The 25599-nt window shown below is 68.7% G+C and carries 27 protein-coding genes; 13 read left to right on the top strand and 14 right to left on the bottom strand.

What is annotated here, in order from left to right:
- Positions 1-11: 11 nt before the first annotated feature.
- Entirely contained in the window at positions 12-1049 is a 1038-nt protein-coding gene (locus ACFVWL_RS03755) for a methionine synthase (RefSeq protein WP_387178656.1), read from the top strand.
- A 57-nt stretch (positions 1050-1106) separates the two neighbouring features.
- Here ACFVWL_RS03755 and ACFVWL_RS03750 read toward each other — a convergent pair whose 3' ends face one another.
- A complete protein-coding gene (locus ACFVWL_RS03750; RefSeq protein WP_387178654.1) occupies positions 1107-1277 on the bottom strand; it encodes a hypothetical protein in 171 nt (56 codons plus the stop codon).
- Positions 1278-1449: 172 nt separating this feature from the next.
- On the opposite strand from ACFVWL_RS03750, the gene ACFVWL_RS03745 reads away from it, so the two are divergent.
- From ACFVWL_RS03745 to ACFVWL_RS03730, 4 genes are read left to right on the top strand one after another with little or no spacing between them, the layout of a single operon-like run.
- Positions 1450-2187, top strand: a complete 738-nt coding sequence (locus tag ACFVWL_RS03745) for a GntR family transcriptional regulator (RefSeq protein ID WP_387178652.1) — start codon at positions 1450-1452, stop codon at positions 2185-2187.
- Positions 2184-3023, top strand: coding sequence for a sulfite exporter TauE/SafE family protein (locus tag ACFVWL_RS03740; RefSeq protein ID WP_387178649.1), 840 nt, complete (start codon positions 2184-2186; stop codon positions 3021-3023). Before ACFVWL_RS03745 ends, ACFVWL_RS03740 begins: the two co-directional genes overlap by 4 nt.
- A complete protein-coding gene (locus tag ACFVWL_RS03735; protein ID WP_387178647.1) occupies positions 3020-3352 on the top strand; it encodes a hypothetical protein in 333 nt (110 codons plus the stop codon). The genes ACFVWL_RS03740 and ACFVWL_RS03735 overlap by 4 nt, the downstream gene beginning before the upstream one ends.
- A 49-nt stretch (positions 3353-3401) precedes the next feature.
- Positions 3402-4412 carry an alpha/beta fold hydrolase gene (locus ACFVWL_RS03730; RefSeq protein ID WP_387178645.1) on the top strand — a complete coding sequence of 337 codons (1011 nt, stop codon included), beginning with the start codon at positions 3402-3404 and terminating at the stop codon, positions 4410-4412.
- 36 nt (positions 4413-4448) lie between these two features.
- On the opposite strand, the gene ACFVWL_RS03725 is transcribed toward ACFVWL_RS03730, so the two are convergent.
- Together ACFVWL_RS03725 and ACFVWL_RS03720 are read right to left on the bottom strand one after the other, a co-directional pair.
- A complete protein-coding gene (locus ACFVWL_RS03725; RefSeq protein ID WP_387178643.1) occupies positions 4449-6080 on the bottom strand; it encodes an amidohydrolase in 1632 nt (543 codons plus the stop codon).
- Positions 6077-7519 carry a purine-cytosine permease family protein gene (locus ACFVWL_RS03720; RefSeq protein ID WP_387178640.1) on the bottom strand — a complete coding sequence of 481 codons (1443 nt, stop codon included), beginning with the start codon at positions 7517-7519 and terminating at the stop codon, positions 6077-6079. The genes ACFVWL_RS03725 and ACFVWL_RS03720 overlap by 4 nt, the downstream gene beginning before the upstream one ends.
- Before the next feature lie 89 nt (positions 7520-7608).
- On the opposite strand from ACFVWL_RS03720, the gene ACFVWL_RS03715 reads away from it, so the two are divergent.
- Positions 7609-8253, top strand: a complete 645-nt coding sequence (locus ACFVWL_RS03715) for a TetR family transcriptional regulator (protein WP_387178638.1) — start codon at positions 7609-7611, stop codon at positions 8251-8253.
- 31 nt (positions 8254-8284) lie between these two features.
- Here the strand turns inward: ACFVWL_RS03715 and ACFVWL_RS03710 are convergent, their stop codons facing one another.
- Positions 8285-9328: a hypothetical protein gene (locus ACFVWL_RS03710; RefSeq protein ID WP_387178635.1), complete on the bottom strand. Its 1044-nt coding sequence runs from the start codon at positions 9326-9328 to the stop codon at positions 8285-8287.
- A gap of 83 nt (positions 9329-9411) precedes the next feature.
- Entirely contained in the window at positions 9412-10212 is an 801-nt protein-coding gene (locus ACFVWL_RS03705) for a sulfite exporter TauE/SafE family protein (RefSeq protein WP_387178633.1), read from the bottom strand.
- Between the two features lie 83 nt (positions 10213-10295).
- On the opposite strand from ACFVWL_RS03705, the gene ACFVWL_RS03700 reads away from it, so the two are divergent.
- From ACFVWL_RS03700 to ACFVWL_RS03685, 4 genes are all read left to right on the top strand, one after another.
- Positions 10296-11057, top strand: a complete 762-nt coding sequence (locus ACFVWL_RS03700) for an AraC family transcriptional regulator (protein ID WP_387178630.1) — start codon at positions 10296-10298, stop codon at positions 11055-11057.
- 69 nt (positions 11058-11126) lie between these two features.
- Positions 11127-11423 carry a hypothetical protein gene (locus tag ACFVWL_RS03695; protein ID WP_387178628.1) on the top strand — a complete coding sequence of 99 codons (297 nt, stop codon included), beginning with the start codon at positions 11127-11129 and terminating at the stop codon, positions 11421-11423.
- A gap of 32 nt (positions 11424-11455) precedes the next feature.
- On the top strand, positions 11456-13120 hold the full coding sequence (locus ACFVWL_RS03690) for a hypothetical protein (protein WP_387178625.1): 1665 nt from the start codon (positions 11456-11458) through the stop codon (positions 13118-13120).
- Positions 13121-13129: 9 nt separating this feature from the next.
- The gene (locus tag ACFVWL_RS03685; RefSeq protein WP_387178622.1) at positions 13130-13702 is read left to right on the top strand and encodes a hypothetical protein; all 573 of its coding nucleotides are present in this window, start codon (positions 13130-13132) and stop codon (positions 13700-13702) included.
- A gap of 61 nt (positions 13703-13763) precedes the next feature.
- Here ACFVWL_RS03685 and ACFVWL_RS03680 read toward each other — a convergent pair whose 3' ends face one another.
- From ACFVWL_RS03680 to ACFVWL_RS03670, 3 genes are all read right to left on the bottom strand, one after another.
- Complete coding sequence (locus ACFVWL_RS03680) at positions 13764-13970, bottom strand: hypothetical protein (RefSeq protein ID WP_387178619.1); 207 nt, start codon at positions 13968-13970, stop codon at positions 13764-13766.
- Between the two features lie 125 nt (positions 13971-14095).
- On the bottom strand, positions 14096-14371 hold the full coding sequence (locus tag ACFVWL_RS03675) for a hypothetical protein (protein ID WP_387178616.1): 276 nt from the start codon (positions 14369-14371) through the stop codon (positions 14096-14098).
- Between the two features lie 207 nt (positions 14372-14578).
- Entirely contained in the window at positions 14579-15979 is a 1401-nt protein-coding gene (locus ACFVWL_RS03670) for a threonine/serine exporter ThrE family protein (protein ID WP_387178613.1), read from the bottom strand.
- Positions 15980-16119: 140 nt separating this feature from the next.
- On the opposite strand from ACFVWL_RS03670, the gene ACFVWL_RS03665 reads away from it, so the two are divergent.
- The 3 genes from ACFVWL_RS03665 (at position 16120) to ACFVWL_RS03655 (ending at position 17285) form a co-directional block, all read left to right on the top strand.
- Positions 16120-16470: a hypothetical protein gene (locus ACFVWL_RS03665; RefSeq protein WP_387178610.1), complete on the top strand. Its 351-nt coding sequence runs from the start codon at positions 16120-16122 to the stop codon at positions 16468-16470.
- 63 nt (positions 16471-16533) lie between these two features.
- A complete protein-coding gene (locus ACFVWL_RS03660) occupies positions 16534-16788 on the top strand; it encodes a hypothetical protein (RefSeq protein ID WP_387178607.1) in 255 nt (84 codons plus the stop codon).
- Positions 16785-17285, top strand: coding sequence for a BLUF domain-containing protein (locus tag ACFVWL_RS03655; RefSeq protein ID WP_387178604.1), 501 nt, complete (start codon positions 16785-16787; stop codon positions 17283-17285). The genes ACFVWL_RS03660 and ACFVWL_RS03655 overlap by 4 nt, the downstream gene beginning before the upstream one ends.
- 11 nt (positions 17286-17296) lie before the next feature.
- On the opposite strand, the gene ACFVWL_RS03650 is transcribed toward ACFVWL_RS03655, so the two are convergent.
- The 6 genes from ACFVWL_RS03650 to ACFVWL_RS03625 all read right to left on the bottom strand — a co-directional run bounded on the left by ACFVWL_RS03650 (position 17297) and on the right by ACFVWL_RS03625 (position 25503).
- Entirely contained in the window at positions 17297-17914 is a 618-nt protein-coding gene (locus tag ACFVWL_RS03650; RefSeq protein WP_387178601.1) for a TetR/AcrR family transcriptional regulator, read from the bottom strand.
- 29 nt (positions 17915-17943) lie between these two features.
- The gene (locus ACFVWL_RS03645; RefSeq protein WP_387178599.1) at positions 17944-20124 is read right to left on the bottom strand and encodes a YhgE/Pip family protein; all 2181 of its coding nucleotides are present in this window, start codon (positions 20122-20124) and stop codon (positions 17944-17946) included.
- The gene (locus tag ACFVWL_RS03640; protein WP_387178596.1) at positions 20121-23006 is read right to left on the bottom strand and encodes a YhgE/Pip family protein; all 2886 of its coding nucleotides are present in this window, start codon (positions 23004-23006) and stop codon (positions 20121-20123) included. Before ACFVWL_RS03640 ends, ACFVWL_RS03645 begins: the two co-directional genes overlap by 4 nt.
- A 76-nt stretch (positions 23007-23082) precedes the next feature.
- Positions 23083-23643, bottom strand: a complete 561-nt coding sequence (locus ACFVWL_RS03635) for a hypothetical protein (RefSeq protein ID WP_387178593.1) — start codon at positions 23641-23643, stop codon at positions 23083-23085.
- A gap of 88 nt (positions 23644-23731) precedes the next feature.
- Positions 23732-24391, bottom strand: coding sequence for an NADPH-dependent F420 reductase (locus ACFVWL_RS03630; protein ID WP_387178590.1), 660 nt, complete (start codon positions 24389-24391; stop codon positions 23732-23734).
- An 11-nt stretch (positions 24392-24402) separates the two neighbouring features.
- Positions 24403-25503, bottom strand: a complete 1101-nt coding sequence (locus tag ACFVWL_RS03625; protein WP_387178587.1) for an LLM class flavin-dependent oxidoreductase — start codon at positions 25501-25503, stop codon at positions 24403-24405.
- Between the last annotated feature and the right edge of the window lie 96 nt (positions 25504-25599).

Below are 25599 nucleotides of genomic sequence, written 5' to 3'. Positions count from 1 at the left end.
GATCGCCGATCATGAACACCCTTCTTCCCACGTCGATCGTCGGCAGCCTGCCCAAGCCGTCCTGGCTGGCTTCGCCCGAGACCCTCTGGGCTCCGTGGAAACTGGAGGGTGATGCCCTGGTCGAGGGCACCCAGGATGCGCTGCGCATCACCGTCGAGGAGCAGCGTCAGGCGGGCCTCGACATCATCAGCGACGGCGAGCAGACCCGCCAGCACTTCGTCACGACGTTCATCGAGCATCTCTCCGGCGTCGATTTCGACGAGCGCGAGACGGTGCGGATCCGCGACCGGTACGACGCCAGCGTGCCGACGGTCGTCGGCGCCGTGAGTCGCGAGAAGCCCGTGTTCGTCGAGGACGCGAAGTTCCTCCGTCAGCAGACGGATCAGCCGATCAAGTGGGCCCTGCCCGGTCCGATGACGATGATCGACACTCTCTACGACCGCCACTACAAGAGCCGCGAGAAGCTGGCCTGGGAGTTCGCGACGATCCTGAACCAGGAGGCGAAGGAGCTCGAGGCGGCCGGGGTCGACATCATCCAATTCGATGAGCCGGCATTCAACGTGTTCTTCGACGACGTGCAGGACTGGGGTGTGGCGGCGCTCGAGAGGGCAGCCGAGGGATTGCGCGCAGAGACCGTGGTGCACATCTGTTATGGGTACGGGATCAAGGCGAACACCGACTGGAAGGCGACTCTCGGGTCGGAGTGGCGGCAGTACGAGAAGCCTTTCCCGCTGTTGCAGCAGTCGAGCATCGACACCATCTCCCTGGAGAGCCACCACTCGCACGTCCCCCTGGACCTCATCGAGCTCATCCGAGGCAAGAAGGTCATGCTCGGAGCGATCGACGTCGCCAGCGAGGTGATCGAGACCCCGGAGGAGGTCGCTGACACCCTCCGCAACGCGCTCCGATTCGTCGACGCGGACAAGCTCGTCCCGAGCACGAACTGCGGCCTGGCGCCGTTGTCGCGCGACGTCGCACGCGGCAAGCTGCATGCGCTCAGCGCGGGAGCCGCCATCCTTCGCGAGGAACTCTCCGCCGCCAGGCGCTGACGCTCCGCATGGTCACCGCGACCGCGCTCGTCGCTCGTCCTGATGGCGGAGACGCTCTCACCGTCGTTCACCCCCGGAAGGGTTTTCCAGCGGCTTCCCGTTCTCGTCGGTCGTCTCCGCCTCGAGTACCTCTTCGGTGTCGGGTCCGGCGTCGGGAGCACCGCCTGACGCGGTGTCTGCTTCTTCGTCGGGGCCGGGTGTGCCCTGCGTGTTCTTCGGGTCGCTCATGGATGTCTCCTTCGTTCGGTCTCGCGAACGTACTCCCGACGGGAGGGGGAGCGTCAGGGGGTTGACCGCGGCGGCGAATCGCACCCAGGCGGCTTGCGCTCCGCTCGGGACGAGACGGACATCGAACCTCATCGCGCCTCGTTGTTATGACAACATAATATAGACTCGTCGGATGGCATCGGACGGCACTCTCTACGCGCAGGTCGAGGCGGCACTGGTCTCTCGCTTCGGGGTCGATCTGCATCCCGGTGACCAGCTCCCGACTGAAGATGCGCTGATCGATGAGTACAGCGTGAGCCGCATCACCGTTCGCCGAGCGATCCAGAACCTGGCCTCGAGAGGGCTCATCGTCACCAGGCGAGGGGTCGGGAGTTTCGTTGCGACCCCGGCCCTGAGCCAGCCGCTGACCGCCCTGACCGGCTTCGTCGAGGACATGGACGCGCAGGGCCTGAATGCGACCGCCCGCGTGCTCGTGGTCGAAGAGATCACCGCACCGGCACGCGTGCGCCACGCGCTGGAGCTGCCGTTGGGGGCGAAAGTCGTCCACATCGACCGTGTGCGCCTGGCCGCCGGACGGCCTGTGTCCTTCGACGAGACCTACCTCCCGATCGAACTCGGTCGTCTTGTCACTCAGGGCGACCTGGAGAACGAGCCGATCTTCGCGCTGCTGGAGGATCGCCACGGCACTCCGCTGGTCGAGGCCGCGTACGCGCTCCAGGCCGGCACCGCCGACAGCAGGATCGCTGCCGGACTCGACGTCGACGAGGGAAGTGCGATCTTCCGGATCGAGCGCACCAGCTTCACCACGGGCCAGAGACCCGTCGACTACGAGATTCTCCATTACCGCGGTGATGCGATGACGTTCACCATGCGGCTCCCGCGGACGAGGGTGCGGGGCGATACGCAGTGACGGCCGAGCTCTTCGCCGTGCTGTTCGCCGGTTCGCTCGGTGCGGGCGCTCTCGGCAGCGCACTGGGCATGGCCGGAGGGATCTTCGTCGTGCCCCTGCTGACCCTGGTCGCGCAGGTCCCGTTCCCGGCCGCCGTGGCGGTGAGCCTGGTCTCGGTGATCGCCTGCTCATGCGCCAGCGCACCCGGCTTCCTCGCCGCCGGCCTCCCGAACCTGCGCCTGGCACTGGTGCTCGAGGTGTTCACCGCTCTCGGCGCGCTGGTCGGCGTCCTCATGATCGGACTCGTGCCGAGCACAGTGCTCTTCGGCATCTTCGCCGCTGTGCTGCTCGCCTCCGCAGCCCAGATGATCGCCGGACGCCGTGAACCGGTCGCGGCGACCGGGGCCTCACGGCACCCGCGTCTCGACTGTGTCCACACCGACCGGGAGGGCCAGGTGGTTCCGTACCGCGTGGCCCGCCTGCCGCTCGGGATGACGTTGATGTTCGGCGCGGGCACCCTGTCTGCACTGTTGGGCATCGGCAGCGGCGTGCTGAAGATCCCCGCCATGGACGCGGCGATGCGGCTGCCGATCAAGGTCTCGAGTGCGACCGCGAACCTCATGATCGGCGTCACTGCCTGCGGCGCTGCGGCCGCCTACCTCCTCGCCGGGACGCTCGACCTGCAACTCGCGGCGCCCGTGGTGCTCGGTTCGCTCGCGGGATCCGTCATCGGCGCCCAGGTGCTCATCCGACTGGCCGGCCACTCGCTGCGCATCGTCTTCATGGTCGTCCTCATCGCTCTCGCGATCCCGATGGCCGCCAACGCCTTCGGGCTCGGATGGGGCGGCATCTCATGAACACGCACCCGACGACCGCGGACTCCGACCGTGCTCTCGCCCGCCGCATCGCCGTGCTCATGCGGGTCGGCACGCTGGTGGCGGCGCTGCTGCTGAGCAGCGGAGTGGTTCTGAGTGGCGGGGAGGTTCCGGGTGTCGGAGCACGGCAGTTCGGCACGGTGTTGCTCATGATCGGGTGCACGATGCTCGTCCTCCTGCCCGTCGCGCGGCTTCTTCTCATGGCCGCGCACTTCGCGCGCACCGACAGGCTCTTCCTCTGGGTGAGCGTGCTGGTGCTCGCGCTCGTCGTCGCCGGTGGTGCGCTCGGGCTCCTCGTCCCACCGCGCTGACGGCCCGGGTCACGGGCTCGGCAGCGACGGCGCTCGCTAATGTGACTGCATGACTGAGGAAATCGGCCGCGCAGTGATCGCGGATCTGTGCCGCCTCCCGAATCCCGAGGCGATCGATCGCACGACGTTCGTCGAGCTCGGCGGTGTCGAGCAGTTCGTCTCGATCCGCGGGCGCGATACCCGCAACCCGATCCTCATCGTCTGCCACGGCGGGCCGGCGCTCCCTTCGCTGCCGTCGTCGTGGATCTGGCAGCGAGCGATCGAGGACTACTTCACGGTGGTCAACTACGACCAGCGCGCCAGCGGGAAGTCTGCGACCGGTGCGTCCGACGGGATGGATCTGAGCGTCGAGAGGTACGTCGACGACCTCGTGGAGCTGATCGCCTGGCTCCGACGTGAACTCGGTGTGACCAAGGTGGGCGTGCTCGGGCACAGCTGGGGGACGATCATCGGCATTACCCTTGCCGAGCAGCGGCCCGAGCTGCTCTGGGGCTACATCGGGGTCGGGCAGGTGATCTCCGGGCCGGAGAACGAGGTCGAGAGCTTCGGCTTCGCGATGCGAAGCGCAATCGCCGACGGGAACGAGCAGGCCGTCGCCGAGCTGCAGTCGCTCGGCGAGTATCCCGGCGCGCAGCCTCTCACGCTGGAGCGCATCGTGACGTGCCGGAGGTGGGCGCAGCACTACGGCGGGCTCTCCGCCTATCGATCCGACTTCGCCTACTTCACGGACGCGGCAGGGCTGTCGCCGTACTACACGGATGGCGAGCGGGTGCTGATCGGCGTCGGACAACAGGCGACCATGGCCCAGGTGCTCCCGGCCCTGCTGTCCTTCGACGCGCGTGCGAAGACCTTGTTCGAGGTGCCGATGCTGCAGTTCCTCGGACGCCATGATTGGACCACGCCGACGGCTCCGGTGGAGCGCTGGTTCGATCGGGTCTCTGCTCCCTCGACGGATGTCGTCTGGTTCGAGAACTCCGCACATCTGTGCATGTTCGAAGAGCCGGGGAAGTTCGTCGTGAGCCTCGTCAATCTGGCGCTGCCCCACGCGACGTCCGCCTGATCCAGCCACGATGTACGCGCGACCTCGCACGCGCCCTCATCCCGCGGCGTGCGTTCCCTCCGCCCGGTACCGCACCCGTCCGGCGACGATCGTCTGCAGCACGCGCGTCTCGAAGAGGGTGTCCGCGCCCGCTGTGAACGGATCCATGTCGAGCACGATGACGTCGGCGGCGAAGCCCGGGGCGATGCGCCCGCGCCAACCGCCGTCGCCGACCGAGGCCGCCGCATCCCTGGTCGCGTGCCCGATCGCCGAAGCGAGCGGAAGGGCGTACTGCGGGTGGGTCGCCGGGACGGATCTGTCGAGGGCAGACGCCCGCGTGGACGCGACGTACATGTTGGCGAGCGCGTCGTACGGCGCGGTGGGGGCGTCGGTCGAGAAGGCCAGGAGGGTGCCGGCCTCCTCGAACTCCGGCCAGGCGAAGGCCCGGTCGACGCGATGGTCGCCGAGCATCTCGGCCCAGTTCGCGAAGATGGCCGGATCGCTGTGCACGGGCTGCATCGAGGCGGTCACCCCCAGGCGTGCCATGCGTTCGGCGGTGCCGGGGGCGGCGTACTCGAGGTGCTCGATGCGGTGTCGTCGCGGACGGTCGCCGTTCACCGCGACCGCGTTCTCGAGTGCATCGAGGGCGATCTCGCTGGCGTAGTCGCCGATCGCGTGCTGGGCCACCTGAAGACCGGCGGCATCCGCTGCGGCGACCACGGGATTCAGCTGCGCGACCGGCCAGATGGGCTGGGCGTTGGTGCCATCGGCGTAGGGGCGGCGCATGGCAGCGGTGCAGGCATCGATCACGCCGTCGAGGATGAGCTTGATCCCGACCACGCGCAGCCACGGCGTCGAGGCTTCTCGGGCGAGTGCGGCTGCCCGCGCGACCTGGGCGAGGTTGGCGTCGTCGTCGCCGGTGTTGGTGACGAGCCAGTGCGCGGCGACGCGGATCGGAAGCGCGCCGCCGTGCCTCTTCTCCGCGCGGCGGAACGCCTCGAGCCCGAACTCGTCGAAGGCCATGTCGATCGCCCCGGTCACCCCTGCGGCCAGGTAGGCCTCGAACACCCGCTCCACATCGGCGTCCCGGTCGGCGTCGGTCGTGGTGGCATCGCGATGGGCCCAGGCGTACTGCGTCGCTGCGGTCTCGAGGAGCAGGCCGGTCGGCTCGCCGGCAGCGTCGCGGACGATGCTGCCGCCGATCGGATCCGGGGTGTCGCCGGTGATGCCGAGCTCGATCAGGGCAGCGGTGTTCACCCAGCACGAGTGGTAGTCGTTCGCGTCGAGGTAGACGGGGAGGTCGTCGACGACCTCGTCGATCATCGCGGCCGTGGGGGCGCCGCCGGGCACGGAGTCGAACAGCCACCCTCGTCCCCGCAGCACTGTCGCCTCCGGATCGGCTGTCCGTGCTTCGCGCAGCATCCGCTGGATGTCCTCGAGAGTGCGTGCGGCGGTCAGGGGCACCTGTCCGAGTGCCGCGCCCGTCATGAGCAGGTGCGTGTGGGCGTCGGTGAATCCGGGTAGCACGAGGTTCCCGTCGAGGTCGACGATCGCGTCGGCGGGCGGTGCGTCGGCGACGGGTCCGACGTGGACGATGGTCTCGTCCTCGATCGTGAAGGATGCGGCCCAGGCCGCGGCGGGGTCGGGGTCGGCGGTGAAGACTCTGGCGTTGACGTGGCGGGTGATCATGGACGGCCGTCCTTTCCGAGGGGCGTGCGCAGGAGTCCTGCATAGAGAGCGGCGGCGACGAGCATGCCGACCGGTACGGACAGATCGATGTATCCGGTCAGCTCGGCGACCGGCCCGACCCACACACTCGTGGCGAGGCATACGGCTGTGGCGGCGCCACCGACGAGCAGAGCGGTGATCCCCGGGATGCTCCATCCTCCGCTGTACCAGAAGCGGCCTCCAGGGGTGTCGTCGAACAGGTCGACGCCGTCGTAGCGGTAGCGGCGCAGGACCACGTCGACGGTGAAGATGGCCATCGCGGGGCCGGACACGACGACCAGGAACTGCAGCATCAGGTTCGCCGCCTCGACCAGGTTCGACGACAGCACGAGATAGATCGTCAGCGCGGTGCCGACCAGCCCGACGATGATCGCCGCGGGGATGCGGCGCAGGCGGAAGCCGATGGCCTGCAGCGCCATGCTCGACGTGTAAGCCGTCATGGCATTGAGCGCGATCGTGTTGATGACGACGCCGACGACGAGGACCGGGCCGAGCCAACCCGGCAACAGGTCGAGCAGCGCGACATCGATGCCGGCCTCGAACGCCGGCGTGCTGAGGCCGGTGGCGAGCAGCACGCCGATGCTGGTGAACACGATGAACGGAACGGCGCCGCCGAGGGCAGTGGCCAGCGTGATGTGCGAGGGCTTGGTGTCGCGGGGCAGATAGCGGGCGATGTCGGGGCTGTTGATGAAGGACAGCGGGGAGGAGGCGAGGATGGTGAAGCCGATGGTGAGGGCGGACCAGAGCGCGGCACCGGTGAGTGGCTCGGGAGCGGTGTACCGCCAGTCGACGGTCGGCAGGATGAACCCCGCGACGACGAGGAAGATGACGAAGAGCGCGCCGGCCATATACGGATAGGCCCGCAGGATCAGACCATGGCCGAAGATCGCGACGAAGATCGTGATCGTCGCCACGACGATGGTGACGCCGATCGGCACCCAGATCGGGTCCTCCAGGCCGGTCCGCCGCAGCAGGTCGGCTCCCATGAAGGATGAGGCGAGCCAGGTGAGCGACAGGAAGACGGCGCCGATGAACCATCCGACGACGGCGACGAAGAGCCGGTTGCCGAGGATGCCGTACATCGCGCGGGTCACCACCGACCCGGCCGTTCCTGCGGCGGGCCCGCTGCCGGCGATGATGCCGGGGAAGATCCACAGCAGCGACGCCGCGACGATGATGGCGATCGCCTGCCAGACCTCGAGCCCGAGGAGGATCAGCGAGGCGCCGATCGTGAGGTTCAGGATGCTGACGCTGGGTGCCGCCCAGATGAGGAACAGGTCGCGCGCTCGGCCGTGGCGCTCGCCGTCGGCGATCAGCTCGATGCCGCGCGTCTCCGGCCGCGCGCCTTCGACCGCGGGTGCGGTGTCGTGGAGCTGGTCGGGAGGGGAGGTGTGTGACATGGGTTTCCTTCCGGGGAAGCGTCGTTGCTCTCGGTCACCTGCGTTATTGGTCACGTGCCCAATGGACTATTGGTCACTCATTCAATAGCATGGGTGGGGTGACGTCAAGCACTTCTTCCCCCCGCACGCGCAAGCCTCCGCAGGAGCGCCGCGAAGAGATCCTGTCGTGCGCGGCATCGATCGCCATCGACGAGGGGTTGGAACGCATCACCCTGCGCGCCGTGGCTGCGCGGCTGGGCGTGCGACCAGGCCTGATCACCCACTACTACCCGGTGGCCGAGGACCTCGTGGTCGCCGCCTTCGCGCGGGCCGCCGTGCTCGAACGCGAGCAGTTCTTCATCGCCGACGGCACCGCGCTCGAGCGGCTCGCGCACTTCGTCGATCACGTCGAGAGGGGCAGATCGCTCCCTCTCGCGAGGCTCTGGTTGAACGCCCGGCACCTCGCCCGATTCAGCCCGACCCTCGACACCGAACTGCAGGTGCAGGACGAGCTCGACCGGCAGCGGCTGGCCGCCATCATCGACGACGGGATCGCCTCGGGTGAGTTCGGCGACGTCGATGCCGCAGCCGCCTGCATCCGGATCTTCATCGCACTCGACGGCGGGGGATCGTATGTCAACGCGTCGGTGCAGATCGATCACCCGGCGCATGTGCGGGTCGTGGCCGATGTCGCGGAATGGGCACTGGGGCTCGAGGCGGGGCGGCTGCGGCGGATGATCGACGCTCAGGCATGAGTCGGTCCGGCAGCACGGCAACGTCCCCCTCTCACATGTCGGGCAGCTGCACCTCGGGGCTGTCGATGCCGTCGAACGTCGGGAGCAGGTAGCGCTCGACGTCGTGCCGGCTCATGGGCTGCAGCGATGGAATCAGAGCGGCGATGTCTTCCGCGGTGGCAGCGCCCGAACCGCCGACCCTCTCGGCGTCGTACCCGCCGAACGCCATGATCCACATCGTGGTTCCCGTGCCCGCGTCGAAGACGTAGACGGCGCTTCCGTCCGACCGCGACCACTGGTCGCCCGACCGCACGCACCAGGACGGCAGCTGGTCGACGCCCTGATCCCACTCCAGCCCGGGCCCGCCGATGAAGTTGCACGGCGCGAGCGGGTCGGGCCCGACCGCGTTCCACTGGATGATGACGCGTGCGACGGCGCCGGTGTCGCTGCGTACCCAGGTGCTCGCGTCCGTCCCGGTGGCCCTGGTCTCGACGTTCGACCACCCGGGAAGGTCGGTGACGAGAGGGAACTTTCCGGAGTCGATCCAACTCGCCTTCGCGTCGGCCAGCCGGTCGGACTCGGCATTCGCGTGCTCGACGGCCGCGGTCTCCGCCGCTGTCGGGGTGAGCGCGAGCACGGCGATCAGGCCCGCGGCCGACAATGCGCCGATGACCCGCAGGGGCATCGGACCGAGGAAGAGCCCCAGGGTGAGAGCGCACAGAACGCACACCGCGACGTGCAGCAGCGCGTTCATCTGGAGCGCCAGTGGGCCGAGGATGCCGTTCACGAGGCCGAACGCGCCCGCGCACGCGAGCACGCCCGCGGCGACCAGAGTCCCCAGTACCGCGGGCCTTCCGGTGAACACCTTGCTCAGAACAGCGATCCCGGTCGCCAGCACGGCGAACGCGATGAGGATCGCCGCGACCAGGAAGAGCGGGGAAGCGCCGAAGAGGGCCACGACCGTCGCATACGACACGGCGTAGTCGACCAACAGCATGAGCGGGATCGTCAGTCCGATGACGGCCAGAGAGCGTCCGGTCGTGGTCCGCGGCGCAGTCGACGGTTCGGCGACTGCGCTCTCGCTGGGGCTCACCATGGGTCGAGGCTACGACATCAGCGGGAGGATGCCGCGGACTCTCACGCCATCACCGCTACCCGACGACCGCTACCCGACCACGGCTACCCGACCACAGCCACAGTCGCCGCTGCCGCGACGAGAAGCGCGACGTAGGTCCAGGAGTGGACTCGGTCGGGGATGCGAGGCGGGCGTCGCCGCAGCAGGATGACGACGGGGATGGAGCCGAGGAGGAGCGCCAGCGCCGAGACGACGTCCACTGATCCGACGAGTCCCTGTGCGTCGGGGAGCGCTCCTGATGTGCACAGCGAGACGATCAGCGCGGGCAGCACGATCACGAGTGTGAGGGGGTTGGCGAGCGCAGCGGCCACGTGCATGTCGGCACCTGCTCTGCGCATCATCGGCACCGTCATGACGCTTCCGCCGACACCGAGGAAGGCGGCGACCGTGCCGATGGGAAGACCGAATCCGTCGGGCACTCCGCCGGGTCTCGAGCCCTCGTCGTCGATGGCCCGACCGGACAGTGGCCGGATGAAACCGGGGCGGATGACCAGATCCACGATCGTCAGTGCGACATAGGCGACGAAGCCCCAGGTGAGGAGCGCGACCGGCGCGAAACGGGACGCCACCGCACCGACCGCACCGCCCAGCGCGAGCAGGGCGAAGAGGCGCCATCGTCCGGAGAGGCGGGCGAGCACGGGCCGAGGGGTCGCGGCGGTCGCCACGATGGCGTTGACCAGCATCACGAGCGCCGATGTCGCCGTCGCCACGCGCACGGCATCCCCACCGAGTGCCGTGCCGACCAGGGTGATCACGGGCACGGTGACGAATCCGCCGCCGAAGCCGAAGAGAACCGTCGTGACGCCGACGCCGAGGCCGACGAGGATGAGCAGAGCGAAGGACACCCCTCCATTCGACCGGCTCCGATCGCGGCCGACAATCTCGTGACAGCCGAAATTCATCGAGACTCGGCCACTACGCTCGGAGGGTGAGAAACGTCCTCCTCGCCGACTACGACCCCCTCCCTGTCGAGGTGCTTCCGATCGGCACCGACTACCCGCCCGATCACCTGCTGGCGCACCACTCGCATCGTCGAGCCCAGCTGCTCTACGGTGCCACGGGCGTCATGCAGGTCGAGACCCTCGACGGATCCTGGACGGTCCCGACGAACCGTGCCGTGCTGATCCCCGCGCAGACGTCGCACGAGGTGCGGATGCTCGACGTCACGACCTGGAGCCTCTACATCGAGCCGAGCGCCGTGCCGTGGTGGCCCGCATCCTGCACGGTGGTCGAGGTCGAGCCGCTCCTTCGCGAGCTCCTGCGCGAGGCCAACGACTTCGATGCCGACTACGACGCGGCCGGCCGCGACGGCACCGTCGTGCACCTGATCCTGGAAGAGCTGCAACGCGTGAGCCCGCTTCCGCTGTCCGTGACCCTCCCTCGTGCCGAGCCGTTCCGCTCCCTGTGCACGGAGTATCTCGCCCGACCCGATGTCGCCGTCACCACCGTCGACTGGGCCCGCGCATCGCTGATGAGCGTGCGCAACTTCGATCGTCGATTCCGCCAGGCCGCCGGCACGAGCCCGTCATCGTGGCGCACGCGTGCGCGCCTGCTGGCGAGCCTCGCGCTGTTGCGCCGCATGCCGGTGACCCGGGTCGCCGGGCGTCTCGGCTACTCGTCTCCCGCCGCGTTCACCGCCGCGTTCACCCGGACGTTCGGTGCGCCGCCCTCGAGCTTCCACGAGAGCTGAGCGCGCACGCCGTCGATATCCACGGTGGTGCCCCATCACCGGCGCGAAGGTTCGGAGTAGCCTCAGATCATGGGAACTCTCGAGTACAACAGCTCACGACCTCCGATCGAGATCGATGATGCGACGTTGGCGCACCTGAAGATCGTGATCGGCACGAAGCTCCGCCGTCATGAGAGCTTCATGATGACCTGGCTGCCGGAGGAGAAGAACCCGGCCGGCAGGCTCACCATCTGGATGCACCCCGCGATTCCCCTGGCCCTCGCCTTCGACGGGGCGAAGATGCCGGAGATCGACGCGAAGCGGATCGAGCGCATGATGGAGAACCTCAACGCCCGCGGAGAACTCGTCCTCGATCAGCTCGGGTAGGCGTCATCAGCGAGCAGTCAGCAGTCTCCGTCGTGCCCCCCATTCGTCGTTCCCTGAAACGCTCCGCGCTCGCGCTCCTCCTTGCCGCCGGCATCTTCTCCGGAGTAGCCGGAGTCGCCGATGCCCCCGCGTCCGCCGCCGAGAACGCCCCGACGGTCACCGACATCTCGGTGGCTCCGTACGAAGCATCGAATCCTCTGGTCCCGTCGGCGGCCCTGCCCTATCTCGCCGTCACCCTCACCGTGGAGCGAGACCTCCCGAACGCGGGCGACACCTTCGCTGTGCGCGCGCCGGCGGGAACCAGGGCCGTCCTGAGTGAGGGGGCATCGATCGCGGATGGCGCGGGAGCGGCGCTCGTCGACGTCGACGTGACCGCGCAGGGACCGGACGGCGACACGATCACCGGCACCTTCACCGAGACCGCCGCGAACAGCAGGAAGGTCAGCGGAACCTTCACGTTCTTCCTGCAGGTCGTCGGCAGCGGGATCCTCTCCGACGGGGGAGGGACCTACCACGCGGTGTTCGACGCTGATGGCGTCCGTCATGCCGCCGACGTCGCGTACGGGGTCGCGGTCGACCTCTTCCGGTACGTCGGCGGGCACTGGGTCCACGGCGCGACCAGCACCTCGACCGGCAGGTTCGTCGTCCAGGCGAAGGCCGAGGGCGATTCCTCGCTCGCTGCCCGGGGCGGCCAGTGGGTGGCCGCGGGCGCGGACCCGGGCCCTCCGTTCACCGGATCGACACCGGATTGCGCCGGTGTGCAGCTGCGCGAGTTCCCTGTTGATCCCGGGCCCGTGAACATCCCCGTCAGCGGCGGCACCGTTCTCGCCGCCGGTACCGACTACGTCCTCGACTGCGACGACTCCCTCGACGGCACCCCGGTCGTGAGCGCCACGATCCCGCACCCCGCCGACGGCGCCTTCTATCTGCTCTCAACCCCGCGGGAAGTCACCGGTGTCGTCACCTATCTCCCCGCCGACAACCCCGCGGTGCCGGAAGCCGGTCGAGCGGTGGGGCTGTTCAACGCCATCGGCGCCGTGTCTGACGCGCTCCACGATCCTTCGGGGTCCACTCAGATGTCCACCCTGCTGATGTACACCGGACGAAGTGCCGGGATCGGCACCGCCGAGGCGGCGTCGCCGGCGCTCGATCTCGACACGATCGCGACACCCGCTGAGGGCACCTCGCTGCGCCCCGGCGACCGGGTCGGGTACGAGTTCACGCTCACGAACACCGGGAACGTGCCTTTGACGGACGCGACGCTCACGGCCGATCTGGCGTCGCTGTTGCGTGCGGCACGCATCGACCGTCCGATCGGAGCCACGGCGGGCGTCGCCACCCTCGACGGCGATGTGCTGCGCTGGACGGGAGCGATCGCGCCCGGAGCCAGCGTCACCGTCTCCTTCTCCGCCCTGGTGCTCACGGGCGGTGCCGCGATCGTCGTCGGCGTCGAGGCGACGAGCCCCGATGCTCGAGGCGGCGCCGTGCCGGGGGATCATCAGACCCTCACACGCGAGGTCGTCGCCGCCCCGCCGGCAGCCGTCGACGATGGTGGCCAGTCGCTTCCTCGCGAACTCGCGCGTTCCGGTGGGGACGGCTTCGCGCTGGCGGCCACGGGGATCGCGCTCGCGCTCGCCGGTACGGTACTCCTCATCGCGAAGCGCGTCCGCCGCCCGCTCGGGCATCGTGCTCCCTAGAGTGAAGGCATGCAACGGCGCCCCGCTCTGATCATCAGCCTCACCGCCATTCTCCTGCTGACGGCGTGCGCCTCTGCCACCGGCGACGGTTCCTCAGCCCCGACGAGCGAGCCCACCGAGGCGCCGGACGCGGAGCCCCAGGGCGTCGACGACGCCGCGGAGCAGCAGGCGCAGGCGTGGTTGGACGCAGCCGTCGTACCGCCGGGAGCCGTGCGCGTGTCGGACAGCCCCGCCTCGTTCACCTCGTATCAGGGATGGCCGTGCCAGCCGGTCGCCCAGCTGGAGGGGTACTGGACCCTGGCCGACTCCACCGTGGCGGGCGCCGCCAACTGGCTGCGCGAGAACCCCACGGCCGATCTCGTCAGCACAGCGGGTGGTCCGCCGTGGCCGGAGGATCCTAACCTCGACGGCGTGCTCATCGGCTACATCCCCGCAGACGATTCGCAGCAGGGCGTCGTCTACACCGTCGCGAAGATGGATGCGGGCGTGGCGATCCGGGCAGAGGTCGCGGCTCTCAGCACGTCCGCGACATGCCCGTCCCTCGCTCCCGGGGAGACGTGGGGAAAGCCCGGACAGGGCTGAGCGCCCCCGCGGCGTGATCGCGGAGGCGCTCCGGTCGGCGAGACCGCGCTATCGGTCGCCGTCAGTCGCCGCGCGGATCGTCGGCGAGCACGTCCTTGTCCGGGCCACCGGCGTCCGTCGGCGGCACGGTCGGCGGGGTGCCTTTGCCGTCCTCGGCTCCGAGGTTGTCGGTCTCATCCGGGCCGTCGTCGGTCGAGGGCATGTCGGGGTCGATGCCTTCGGCTTCGACCTCGGGGGCGTCGTCCGTGTGGTTCTGCGGGTCTGACATCAGGTGCTCCGATCGATCGGTGGGTGATCGACCAGTGTCGCCCCTGTGCCCCGCGCCCGCCTGCCCATTGACAGGCGGGCGCCCTCGAGCGGAGAATCCGGGTTCCTCCCTGATGGAGACCTCCGTCACGCCGTGGCGAGGGGTGGCAGGTGCGGGATGGGGACGGGGCGTCCGGCGCGGCGCGGTGCGTGGAACCGCTGCACATCCTCCAGCACGTCGGCCGCGGACATGTACGCGCTCGCGAGAGGAAGGTCCCGCAACCAGACGACCTCCACCTCGACGGCATCGACCTGATAGACGCACGCGACCGTCTGCCGGGAATCGTTCGAGGCATAGCGGTGATCGAGGATCAACCACTCGGTATCGGTGATCTTCCTCAGCTCGAATCGGGGATCGGGCATCGTGAACATCTCAACACTCCAATCGGTTGGCCGGTATCGGCTGCCGAGGAGCGCACCACCCCCGAGCGGGCCGGTCGCCCATCCGCTCGGTCAACGGGCGCTCTTCAGCCCGCCAGAATTCACCAGAATTGTACGTCGCAACCGATATATTGCTCAACTCGCGGTGCTCGCGGTGCTCTCGACCAGCGGGGAACGCAAGGGCGGTCGTCAGCGGCGGACGCGGGCTCGGGTCTTTGCGACGCTCGCGAGAGTCGCCCGCACGGGGGTTCCGAGATAGAGGCCGAGCGAGGCGCCGGACGCCAGACCGATGCCGATGACCGCCGCGTCGATGAGCGATCCGCCGGCGAGGAGCATGCCGGTGGAGGTGCCGGCGGCGTGGACCATCTCGAGCAGCCCCTGGAACACCGCGACTCCGGGAACGAGGGGCACGATCGCGGCAGTGGTCACCGCGACCGAGGGCACGTGCAGATTGCGGGCGATCAGCATCCCGAGGAAGCTCGCGAGCAGAGCGCCGACCGCGCTCGCCGCCGCCGGGTGCAGGTTCAGCGCCACGGAGGTCGAGTAGCCCGCGAGCGTGACGGCGCTGAGCAGGGCGCTGACCAGGATGATCCGGATGCCCGCCCCGTTGAACACCGCCACCGCGATCGCGATGATGATCGCTCCGGCGAACTGGTTCACGACGGGGCCGAACGGCGCCGGGTCGTCGGGGAGGTCCATGGTGAAACCCAGGACGCCTCCGAGCTCCAGGCCGACGAGGATGCCGATCACGACCCCGAGGGTCTGCATCGTCAGGTCGAGGATGCGTCCGCCGGCGGTGAGGGCGAAGCCGTCGATCGCATCCTGCGCCGCGCCGACCACGGTGAGACCGGCGAGCATCAGGACGATGCCGGAGGCGACGATGATCGATGGGCGGATGTCGACGAACGGCTCGATACCCGCCGCGCCGAGTGCCGAGACCACGACGGCGACGACGGTCGTCACGAAGCCTCCGGCGATCTGGCTGAAGAACAGCGGCACTCGGAGTCGGGCGAGTCCGGCCTGCGTCAACGCCGCGCACAGGGCCGCGACGAACGTGAGCCCGACGATGATCGGGGAGGCGCCGAGCATGATGCTGACGCCGACGGCGAGCAGGGCGCGCGCGACGATCACGACCGGTTGCTGATAGCGGAACGGCACGCGTCGGATGGCGCGGAACGTGGTGCGCGCGGATTCGAGGTCGAGTCCGTCGTCGATGTCGGCGACCAGGGCCTGCACACGCTGCAGTTTGGCGTGATCGGGCGCGGTGACACGCACGACGCGCACCAGCGTCTCGGGCCAGACCTCGCCGCTCAGGTGGAACGACACCGTGATCGAGTTGTAGGTGACGTCGACCTGCACGCCCCGCATCCCGTACGCGTCGCACACGCGGGTGATCGCGAGCGTGACTTCGTGTGCGGAGGCCCCCACCGCGAACATCGATTCTCCGATGCGTGTCGCGAGGTCGAGCACCCGGGGAACCGTGCGCTCGTCGATGATGGGCATGGCCTCGGTGTGCGCGACAGCCGAAGGATCGGTGTGGAGCAGGCGACGCACGGAGGAGAGCAGCGGCCGACGGGATCTCGCGGACATATGCTCCATTCTCTCGTCCCCGCTGCCGATCGAGGGGAGGACCGGCGAGATCGAGTGAGGACGCGCACGAACTAGCGTCCGGGGCGTGGTGCGCACAACCCCCTTGGGTGTCCCGGTCGGGTCATGGCACCGTCGTGGTCATGAAACTCGTGTCGTATGCAGGCCAACAGGTGGTCACGACCGACGACGTCGCCGAAGCACTCGTCGCTCTCGCCGCCGCCATCGCGAGCGAGGGCGAATCAGCGGCCCTGCGGTTGCCGATCGTCATCGACGGGCAGAAGGACTCCGCCGATCTGATCGTCGGAGTCGGGAACGACCTTCTGGTCGGCCCCCACCTCTCCGACGGCGTCGACCCGGACTTCTCCGAGGAGGCCGCAGCGCTCCGTGAGCACCCCCTCTTCCCCGCGCGCGGTGCGCAGGAGGACGAGGGCGGCGAGGAGATCGTCATCCCCGCGCTCGACATCGATATCGAGAACGGCGCTCGCGCTTAGCGCACCCCCGGGTCGGATGTAAAGGGCTGCGCGCTGTGGACACTGCACGCATATCCTGCTGAGGTGCCGCATGATGCCCGACCTGATCCCGATGTCCTCTGGGCGTGCGTCGAGGAGGGTTTCCACGTCGGCAGCCGGCGCGGCGACTTTCTGGGATACGTCGACCGGCAGGCGGACGGTGGGTATCGCGCGTTCGATGCGCGGTCCCTGCATCTCGGCGATTTCGCGACGCTGCCCGCGGCCACGAACGCCGTGGAGCAGTTGATGAACGCGACGTCGCCGCGGCTCGATGACAGCGAGCAGGGGGTGGCGCTGTGAGTTCCACCGCCGGGTCCGGCCTGGTGTCCCTCGTCTACACCAGCACGGCATCTCAGCCCTTTCGGGAGACTGCGCTCGAGCAGCTCCTGAGGCTGTGCCGACGACTCAATGAGGCACGCGGCATCACGGGCATGCTCCTTCATCGGGACGGGCGCTTCATCCAGGTGCTCGAGGGGCATCCGGAGACCGTTGCGGGACTCGTCGACATCATCCGGAGCGACTCCCGGCATCACGACCTGCGTGTACTCCTGCAAGAGCCGATCGCCGAGCGCCGCTTCCCCGACTGGACCATGGGCTACCGGGTCCTCCGTCCTGGCGAAAGTCGTCCGCCCGGGTATCGCGACTCGTTCGCCGATCTGGACGCCGGATCAGACATCGACACCACCGTCAGAGCGCTGACGGAGCTCACCCTGTGGTTCCGTGTGCGCGCGCGGGGTGGGGCGGCGCGACGACGCGAGCGTACGAGCGTCGCCCGAGCGGAGGCGGAAGAGGCGTAGGTCGCCGCGGTTCAGTCCTGCGCGAAGATCTCGGGGTGTGCGCCGATGAGCTCGGCCTGCTCCGTCCAGGACAGGCCCACGATGCTCAGCACCACGCGGACGACGGTCGAGTCTGCGTCGGTCGTGGTGAGCCGCAGCTCGCGAAGTGTGGCCCGGGCGGTCTCCTCGATGAGGAAGGCGAGCAGCTCGGCCGGCATGTCTGCGCGGAACGACCCGGACTCCACTCCGACCCTCGTCAGATCGCGGATGCGGCGACGCAGGGGCGCGAGGGCGAGCACGGTGTCGGCCAGATGCACGTCGTCGAGGGCGATGTTGGCCGAGGCGCGCACGGCGGAGGCCTCCCGCCACAGCCGCGTCGCCATCCGCGCCAACGTGACCCGGGGATCGGATTCGTCGGTCGCTTCGGCGATCGCGTTGAAGCGCTGAGCCCCGACCGCGATCACCTCGCGAAGCAGGCTGTCACGGTCGGCGAAGTGACCGTAGACCGACCGACGCGTGAGACCGGCGGCCTGCGCGATCACGTCGAGCGACGCCGTGGGGTTGGCGGCGAGCACCGACTGCGCCGCGCGCAGCAGAGCCTCGCGATTGGCCAGCGCATCTCGTCGACGCGGCGGGTTCGGTGCGGTCACTTCGGGGTCCTTTCGCGGACTCGCGGGAGTCAGGACATCAGCTTGGTCGACGCGAGCGCTTCGACCAGTTTGCGGTTGTACGTCATCAGGGGGCGCCGCAGCACGAGCCCGAGCAGCAGCGCGGGGATGATGAACAGCGCGAGGGCGCCCAGGGCCCACCAGAAGTCGGCCTGGTAGATGCCGGCGATCGCCGATCTCACCATGTTCACCGCATAAGTCGCGGGGAGGAATGGGCTGATGCTCTGGAACCAGTCGGGGAGGAGCTGCAGCGGATACGCGCCGCCCGAACCCGAGATCTGGATCACCAGGAGCAGCACCGAGAGCGCCTTGCCCGCGTTGCCGAACGCGACGACCGCGGTGTAGACGATGAGGGTGAACACGGTCGAGATCGCCCAGCCGGCCAGGATCAGCAGGAGCGGATGCGCGGGTTCGACCTGCACGAAGAGGATCAGACCGAGGGTCAGCAGCGTGCTCTGCGCGAGACCGACCAGCCCGAAGATGCCGTAGCGGCCGAGGTACTTCTGCGTCGGGGTGAGCTCGGGGCGATCGGGGAGGGTCTCGGCGTTCACATCGACGCGGATCGTCACGGTCATCAGCAGCGCGCCAACCCACAGGGCGAGGATCATGTACAGCGGTGCCATGGCCGCGCCGAACCCGGCCACGGGGAAGACGGCGGTGCGGTCGAGGCGCACGGGTTCGGCGAGCGATGTGGCGAGCACACCGGGGTCGGCGCCGATCAGCTCGCTGAGATCACCCGTGTCCGCGGCCTTCGCCATCGACTGCTGGACGGTGTCGAACCGGTCGGCCATCGCGTTCAGGGACGCCGACAGCTGTGTCGTGGCCTCCTGCGCGCGCGACAGCGTCGACAGCACGGAGTCGGAGGCCCCGGACAGCCCGGAGGTGATGCCGGACAGGTCGGAGCGGATCGCCGACACATCGGAGCCGATCTGCGTGAGCGTCGACGAGAGGGAGTTCAGCTGCGCCTTCAGCCCGTTGTCGTAGGTGCTCCGTGCGTCGGCGATGGCCTTCTTGGCCTCGGCGATCGCGGCCGTGATCTCCTGGTGGGAGCTCTGTGCGGAGTCGTTGCCGGCCGTGATCTCGGTGGCCGCCTTCTGGAGGCGCTCCTGCAGGGCCTGCTGTCGCGCGATCGCCTCGTCGAGCCGGCTGATCACGGCGTCGAAGTCGGGCTGGGCGGATTCGGGAAGGTTCGGCCCGACCTGCGTCACCAGCGTGTTCTTGATCGCGGTGTACTGATCGATCTGCTGCTGCACGCGCTCGGCGAGCGTGGTGATCGCCTGCACCTGGCTGCCGCTGAGCGAACCGGCCTCGGCGTACAGCTCGTCGACGCGTTGCCCCACGGCCTCGTAGCTGCTCGACGTCGCCGCGAGGGCGTCCGACAGCGACTGCGCCGCCGTCTGCAGCGTCGACTTCAGAGTGCTCGCCGCGTCCACCCCGCTGCCGAGTGCACCCGAGGTGTCCGTGAACGCGTCACCGGCCTCGTCGACCAGGGCCGAGGCGCTGTCGAGCAGGGGACGGCTCGCCTCGAGCAGAGCCGTGAACGTGTCGGCCGTGTGCGCGCCGGATCGCAGCTGAGCGCCCACGCTTCCGAGGCGCGCCTCGACGCGGGTGAGCGCCGCCTGGGTGTCTTCGTCGGTGAGGTAGTCGGACATCGACGAGACGAGGCCGAGAGCGACGTCGCCGAGGGTCTGGGCGAACGTGTCGCTGATCGCGGACGACACCCCTTCCGCACCCTGCCCGGTGATCTTCGGCGCCAGGGCGTTCTTCTTCTCGTTCGTGTAGAGCGCGATGTGCGTGCGGTCGCCGCCGTCGGCGTAGAACGTCAGCATGTCGGCGCTGAACGTCTCCGGCAGGACGATCGCTGCGTAGTACTCGCCCGACTTCGTCCCGTCGATCGCGTCGTGCTCATCGGTGATGACCCAGTCGAGCTGGTCGTTCCCACGCAGCTGGGAGAGCACCTGCTCGCCCACGTTCACGCGGATCGGGACGAGGTCGCTCTCGTATCCGGCGTCGGTGCTCGCGACCGCGATCTTCAGATCCTTCGTGTTCGCGAACGGATCCCAGCTGGCGATGACGTTGAACCAGGTGAACAGCGACGGGATGACGACGAGCCCGAAGAGGACGATGCACGCCATCACGTTCTGGGTCGCGTGACGCACGTCGCGGAGCGTCAGGTGCAGGATGTCCTTCACGCGCGATCCTCCCCTTCTGCTCGTTCTTCGTCCGCCCGTTCGTCTTCGTCCGTCCGCTCCTCGTCCGTCCGCTCCTCGTCCTCCCGGGAGTCAGGTGCATCGGAGGAGTACTCAGGGGTGTCCGCCGCCGTGGTGGTCTCCGCCTGCACGAGCTCGGCATCCGGGTCGGGCCCGGGGTCCGACTGCGGATCGAACCACTCGGTGAGCAGGGCGTCGGCCTCGGCGCCGGCGGCCGGCTCGTCCCGCTCGGCCGGCGCATCCGCGACGTCGGCCTCGGTGGCGGCGACCGGTGAGGAGGGGTTCGTGGCGAGCGGCTCGTCCGTCGTGGTGGGCAGGACCGCTGCATGGCCGGCGGGCCCGGCGAGGGCGAGCTCACGCAGCTCGGCGTCGTCGAGAGCAGCGACCTCTTCGCCGTTCTCGAAGCTGTGCTTGATGTACTCGATGGCCACCAGGAATCCGATGACGAGGAGGATCCAGAGCGTCCACAGTCCCAGCAGCAGCGCCTTCGATCCGGGAAGCGCCCAGGTGATGACCCCGAGCACGACGAGCCCCGCGACCCCCGTGAGCACCGTCGCCTTCAGCAGCGCCGGATAGCGGCGGGTGAACGGCTCGGCGCGGCGAGCGAGGTCTTCGCGGTACTCCCCGCGGTTCGAGAGCGCTCGGATCACGTCGGTGAGCCGGTATCCGCTGCCGACGACCTGCACCTTTTCGCCGATGAGGAGGTCGGTGGCGAGGACCTGCCGGTTGAAGAGCAGGGTGAAGTTCGCGAGACGGCGGCGCAGCACGAGCCCGATGAGGAACGCGAGAGCGACGAACACGGCGAGGGCGCCCAGGAAGCGCCAGTAGTGGCCGTCGTAGAAGCCCCCGATCGTCTCGCGCATCGCGTCGATGCCGTAGGAGAACGGCAGGAGCGGATAGATCGCACGGAAGAATCCCGGCATCAGCTCGATCGGGTACAGCCCGGACGCGCCGGGGATCTGCATGATCACGAGCAGGATGCACAGGCCACGACCGACGTGCCCGAACGCGACGCAGAGGGCGTAGATGATGCTCACGTATGCGAGGGCGATGAGCACGCCCGTGCCGACGAAGGCCGCCGCGCTGACGGTCTGCACGCCGATGATGAGGTTTCCGATGCACACGATCAGTGCTTGGCCGACGGCGAGCGTCGCGAAGAGGAAGAAACGGCCGAAGTAGGCCTCGCGCACCGTGACGCCCTCGACGCCCTCGGTGTCGACCTCGACGCGGAAGATCACCATGAGCACGAAGGCGCCGATCCACAGCGACAGGTTCGTGAAGAGTGCGGCCATCGCCGACCCGTAGGTGTCGACCGGGAACACCAGGTGCTCGTCGACCTCGACGGGGGAGGAGATGAACTGGGCGATCTGGTCGGGCTCCAGGTCGGTGAGGGTGCCGAGCAGGCCCCATTCGGATGCGGCGTTGAGCGCGACGACGTCGGTGCGCGATGTCTGCAGGCCCTGCTCGATGCCGGCGAGGTCGTTGTCGAAGCTCGCCAGCGCCGACGAGGTGGCCACGAGTTGCGAGTCCAACCCGGCCAGCAGCTGGTCGGCCTGGGCGAGCACGCCCTTCTGCGCATCCAGCGCCGCCGAGAGCGATCCGACGCTCGCCGACAGCTGCGACATGGCGCTGTTCAGGGAGGGGACGGTGCGTGTGAGGATGTCGCGCATCGCCGACGAGGCATCCCGGGTGTCCTGCATCGCCTGGTCGACCGCGTCGGCTGTCGCCTGCACGGCGTTCACGGTGTCCGAGGCGCCGGCCTTGAGGTCCTTCAGGTCCGCGAGCAGCTGCTGGTCGGTGGCGTTGCGCTGCTGCAGCGAGGAGATGACCTCGGTCAGGCGCTGCTTCGTGTCGTCGCTGAGGTCGGTGTTGTCGAGGAGGGTCTGCAGCCGGGCGACCGCCGCCTCGTTCGCCTTCAGCACGTTCGAGACGTCGTCGATCCCGGCGTCGATGCGCACGCCCGCCTGTTCGAGGCTCTGGGTGAGACGGGTGATCGAGACGTTCGCCTTCGAAGACGCATCGGCGAGCAGGGACGTGCCCTGGAGGAACGCGGTCGTGGCGCTGTCGGTGAAGGCGATCACCTCCTTCTGCGTCTCGGCGATGATCGACTGCGTCTGGACGAGCGACTTCTGCACATCGCCGAGCGTCTTGTCGACGTCGCCCAGCGTGTTCCGTGCAGACGAGAGCGTGCCGCGGGAGGAGGTGAGCCCGTCTTGCGTCTCGGCGAGGTTCTCGCGCGCCGACGCGAGGGTCTCCGCCGCCTGGTCGAAGGCGTTGAGGGTGTTGTCCCTGGCGTTCAGCAGCCGCAGCTCGGTGGAGTCGCCGACGTCCTTGAGGGCGTTCGTCGCGGCGAGGGCGACCTGCTCCTTGAAGGCGCTCGTGACCTGCTTGTCGAGTTCGGACGCGCCGACGTCGGTGATCTTCGGCGCGATCGCTCCGGCCTTCTCGTTGACGTAGTACTCCAGCGCCGGCTGGGTGAAGTCGCCGGTGGTGATGCTGAGGAGGTCTTCGCTGAACTGCGCGGGGATGACGATGGCGGCGTAGACGTCGCCCTTCTTCACCGCCTCCTGAGCCTCGTCCTCGCCCATGAAGGTCCAGCCGAGCTGGTCGTTGTCCTCGAGCTGCTCCGTCACCTGCTCGCCGATGTCGATGTGGCCGGTGAGGTCGGAGGTGGCGCCCTCGTCGAGATCGACGACCGCCACGCGGATGTTCGCGGTGTTCGCGTAAGGGTCCCAGAACGCGTTGATGTTGAACCACGCGTACAGGGCCGGGGTGATGAGCACCCCGATGATGATGATCCACGCTTTGGGGACGCGGGAGAGTCTCTTGACGTCGCGCTTGTAGACCCGCCAGCTCTGTTTCACAGGACGAGTTTACACAGTACGTGCACACCAACGTGCAAGTTAGCTGAGTGGAGGGATGCGGGCGGGCGTGTGCGCATCAGTTCAGGGTCGTGACCGTGAGCTCGTTGGTGGCGGTGTCGCACATGGTGAGCTGCCACACGGGCGAGCCGTCCTTCATGACCCGCGCCATCTCGACGATCAGCGGGCTCGGGTACGTCTCGCCCGAGAGCTGGGCAACGCTGTACGCACTGCTGCCGTTCATCTGCTGTTCCGCCTCGGTGAGCTCGGTCTCGCCCGTCGCGATGACCTCCAGTGTGCGGACGTCGACCAGCGACTCCGTGCCGAAGCTCGGGTCGTCGACGCGTTCGCCGAACATGTCGAGGCGGGTGTCGGCGCTGCGTAGCCGCCATGCGAAGTCGGAGTCGACCCACTCGAGGCGCAGGCCCACGATGGTGCCGCCGGTCGCCTCGGACTCTCCGGGCAGGGATTCGAGGAAGTCGGAGGGCCAGCGGACCTCCGACGGCAGGCAGGTGCCGGGGAAGCCGTCGCCGACGGCCGCGGGCGGGCTCGGGATCGTGCTCGTCGCGGAGCACCCGGCGCACGCAAGGGCTCCGGCGAGCACGAGTGCGCCGGTGCGCAGTGCGGGGGATCGGTGCATCGGTGCCTCCGTGGTCGTGATGAGCCTCGTCGTCGCCGACTTCTGGGAGCCTAGCCCGCCCCGTCGCCCCGGCTCGGACCTCCGTCGGTCATCGCGGCGAGGTCGGCGACACCATTCCGATCAGCCCGCGCAGTTCCTGAGCGGTGACATCGGCGCCGAACGCGGGGTTCCCCGGCTGAAGCACGCTGCCCTCTGCCAGGCTGTCCAGGACGACGGGGTCGAAGCCGAGCCTGTCGATCATCGCCGTGACGAGGGCGAGGTCGGCAGGGTCATCCCCCGCGATGGCGATGGCCTTCCGCCCGGGCGCTCCCGTCGGCCGGGCCTCGTCTTCGAGGTCGTGATAACCCATGTGGTTCAGGGCCTTCACGACGCGTGACCCGGACAGGAAGTCCTGCACCAGCTCGCTGGTCGAGGTGCGCGGATCGCTCAGGTCGTCGCGGATCCCATCGGTCTCCCACCAGTAGTTCATGGCGTCGAGCACCAGGGTTCCGTGCAGTTGCGCGACCGGGAGCGTCTGGTACTTGCCCAGCGGAAGCGCGAGGATGACGGCGTCCGCGTCGGCTGCCGCGTCCTCAGCCGTCACCGCGGTGGCCCCCGGCGCGAAGACGTCGATCGTGAGCGCGATCCGCTCCGGTGCACCCGAACCGGCGATGAGCACCCGATATCCCGCGGTGAGGGCGAGGCGTGCGATCGTGGTGCCGACCTTGCCCGCCCCGAGGATGCCGATGGTCTCGATGGTGTCGTTCATGACGCTCTCCTTCAGGCGTGGACGGCCTTGCCGTCCTTCGTGATGCGGGCGACGCCCGGGTCGGCGAACGCGCCTTCTCCCGGATCCTCGACGAGCAGTTCGCGCACGCGCGGGGCGACCTTTTCTCCGAAGAGGCGGATGCTGCGCTCGCGCACATCCTTCGGCAGGTGCATGATGTCGTACTTCAGGTCGAACCGGGACAGGTGGTTGCTCCGGACGGCGGCCGCGAGCTTGTGCGCGACGGTCTCAGGGGAGCCGACGTAGAGCGCCCCGGTGTCGACCTCCTCCTCATACCGCTCGAGCGTGGGGGCGTAGAAGCCGCGCTCCTTGCTCATCTGGGTCACGACCGGCTCCCAGTGCTTCCAGTGCACGTTCTTCGCCTCGTCGTCGGTGTCGGCGATCAGGCCGAGCGAGTGCTGTCCGATCGGGAGCTCGGGGCGCCCGAACTGCTCCAGGGCGCGCAGATACAGGCGGGCGTGGCCGGCGAAGCGCTCGGGTCTTCCGCCGATGATCGCCATCATCAGAGGCAGTCCGTGCTCGGCGGCGCGGATCACGGAGTCGGGGCTGCCGCCGATGCCGATCCATGCCGGGATGCCTCCCTCCGGCATGCGCGGCTGCAGGCGCACGTTCTCCAGCGGGCTGCGGTAGGTGCCGCTCCAGGTGACGCGGTCTTCGCGCATCAGGCGCAGGAACAGGTCGAGCTTCTCCTCGAAGATCTGCTCGTACTCGGCGATGTCGTAGCCGAAGAGCGGGAACGACTCGATCGCCGATGCTCGTCCGAGGATGAGCTGGGCGCGTCCGGCGGAGAGCCCGTCGACGGTCGCGAACTCCTGGTACAGCCGCACCGGGTCCTGCGTCGACAGCACGGTCACCGACGAACCCAGGCCGATCGTCGAGGTGGCCTGCGCCGCAGCCGCCAGCAGCACGGGCGTCGCGGAGTCCATGTGCCCCTCGCGGTAGTGCTCGCCGATGCTGAACACGTCGAGGCCGACCGATTCCGCCAGCTGCGCCTCTTCGACGAGCAGCCGCAGCGTCTCGCCATCAGACATGACGCGACCGGCATCGGTCGCCACCTCACCGAAGGAGTTCAGTCCGAACTCGAGTTCCGTCATCTCCACCACGACCCTTCTCCACGATCCGGCGCCTCCGGATTGACGTGTCAATAGCGTCTAACCGTATGATTGACGTATCAATTCCCGGGAGGTGTG

The sequence above is a fragment of the Microbacterium sp. NPDC058269 genome (assembly GCF_042881445.1).
In the GTDB taxonomy this organism is placed as follows: domain Bacteria; phylum Actinomycetota; class Actinomycetes; order Actinomycetales; family Microbacteriaceae; genus Microbacterium.
Note: the sequence above shows the minus strand (reverse complement) of the source record. Positions and strands in the feature narration are given on the sequence as shown.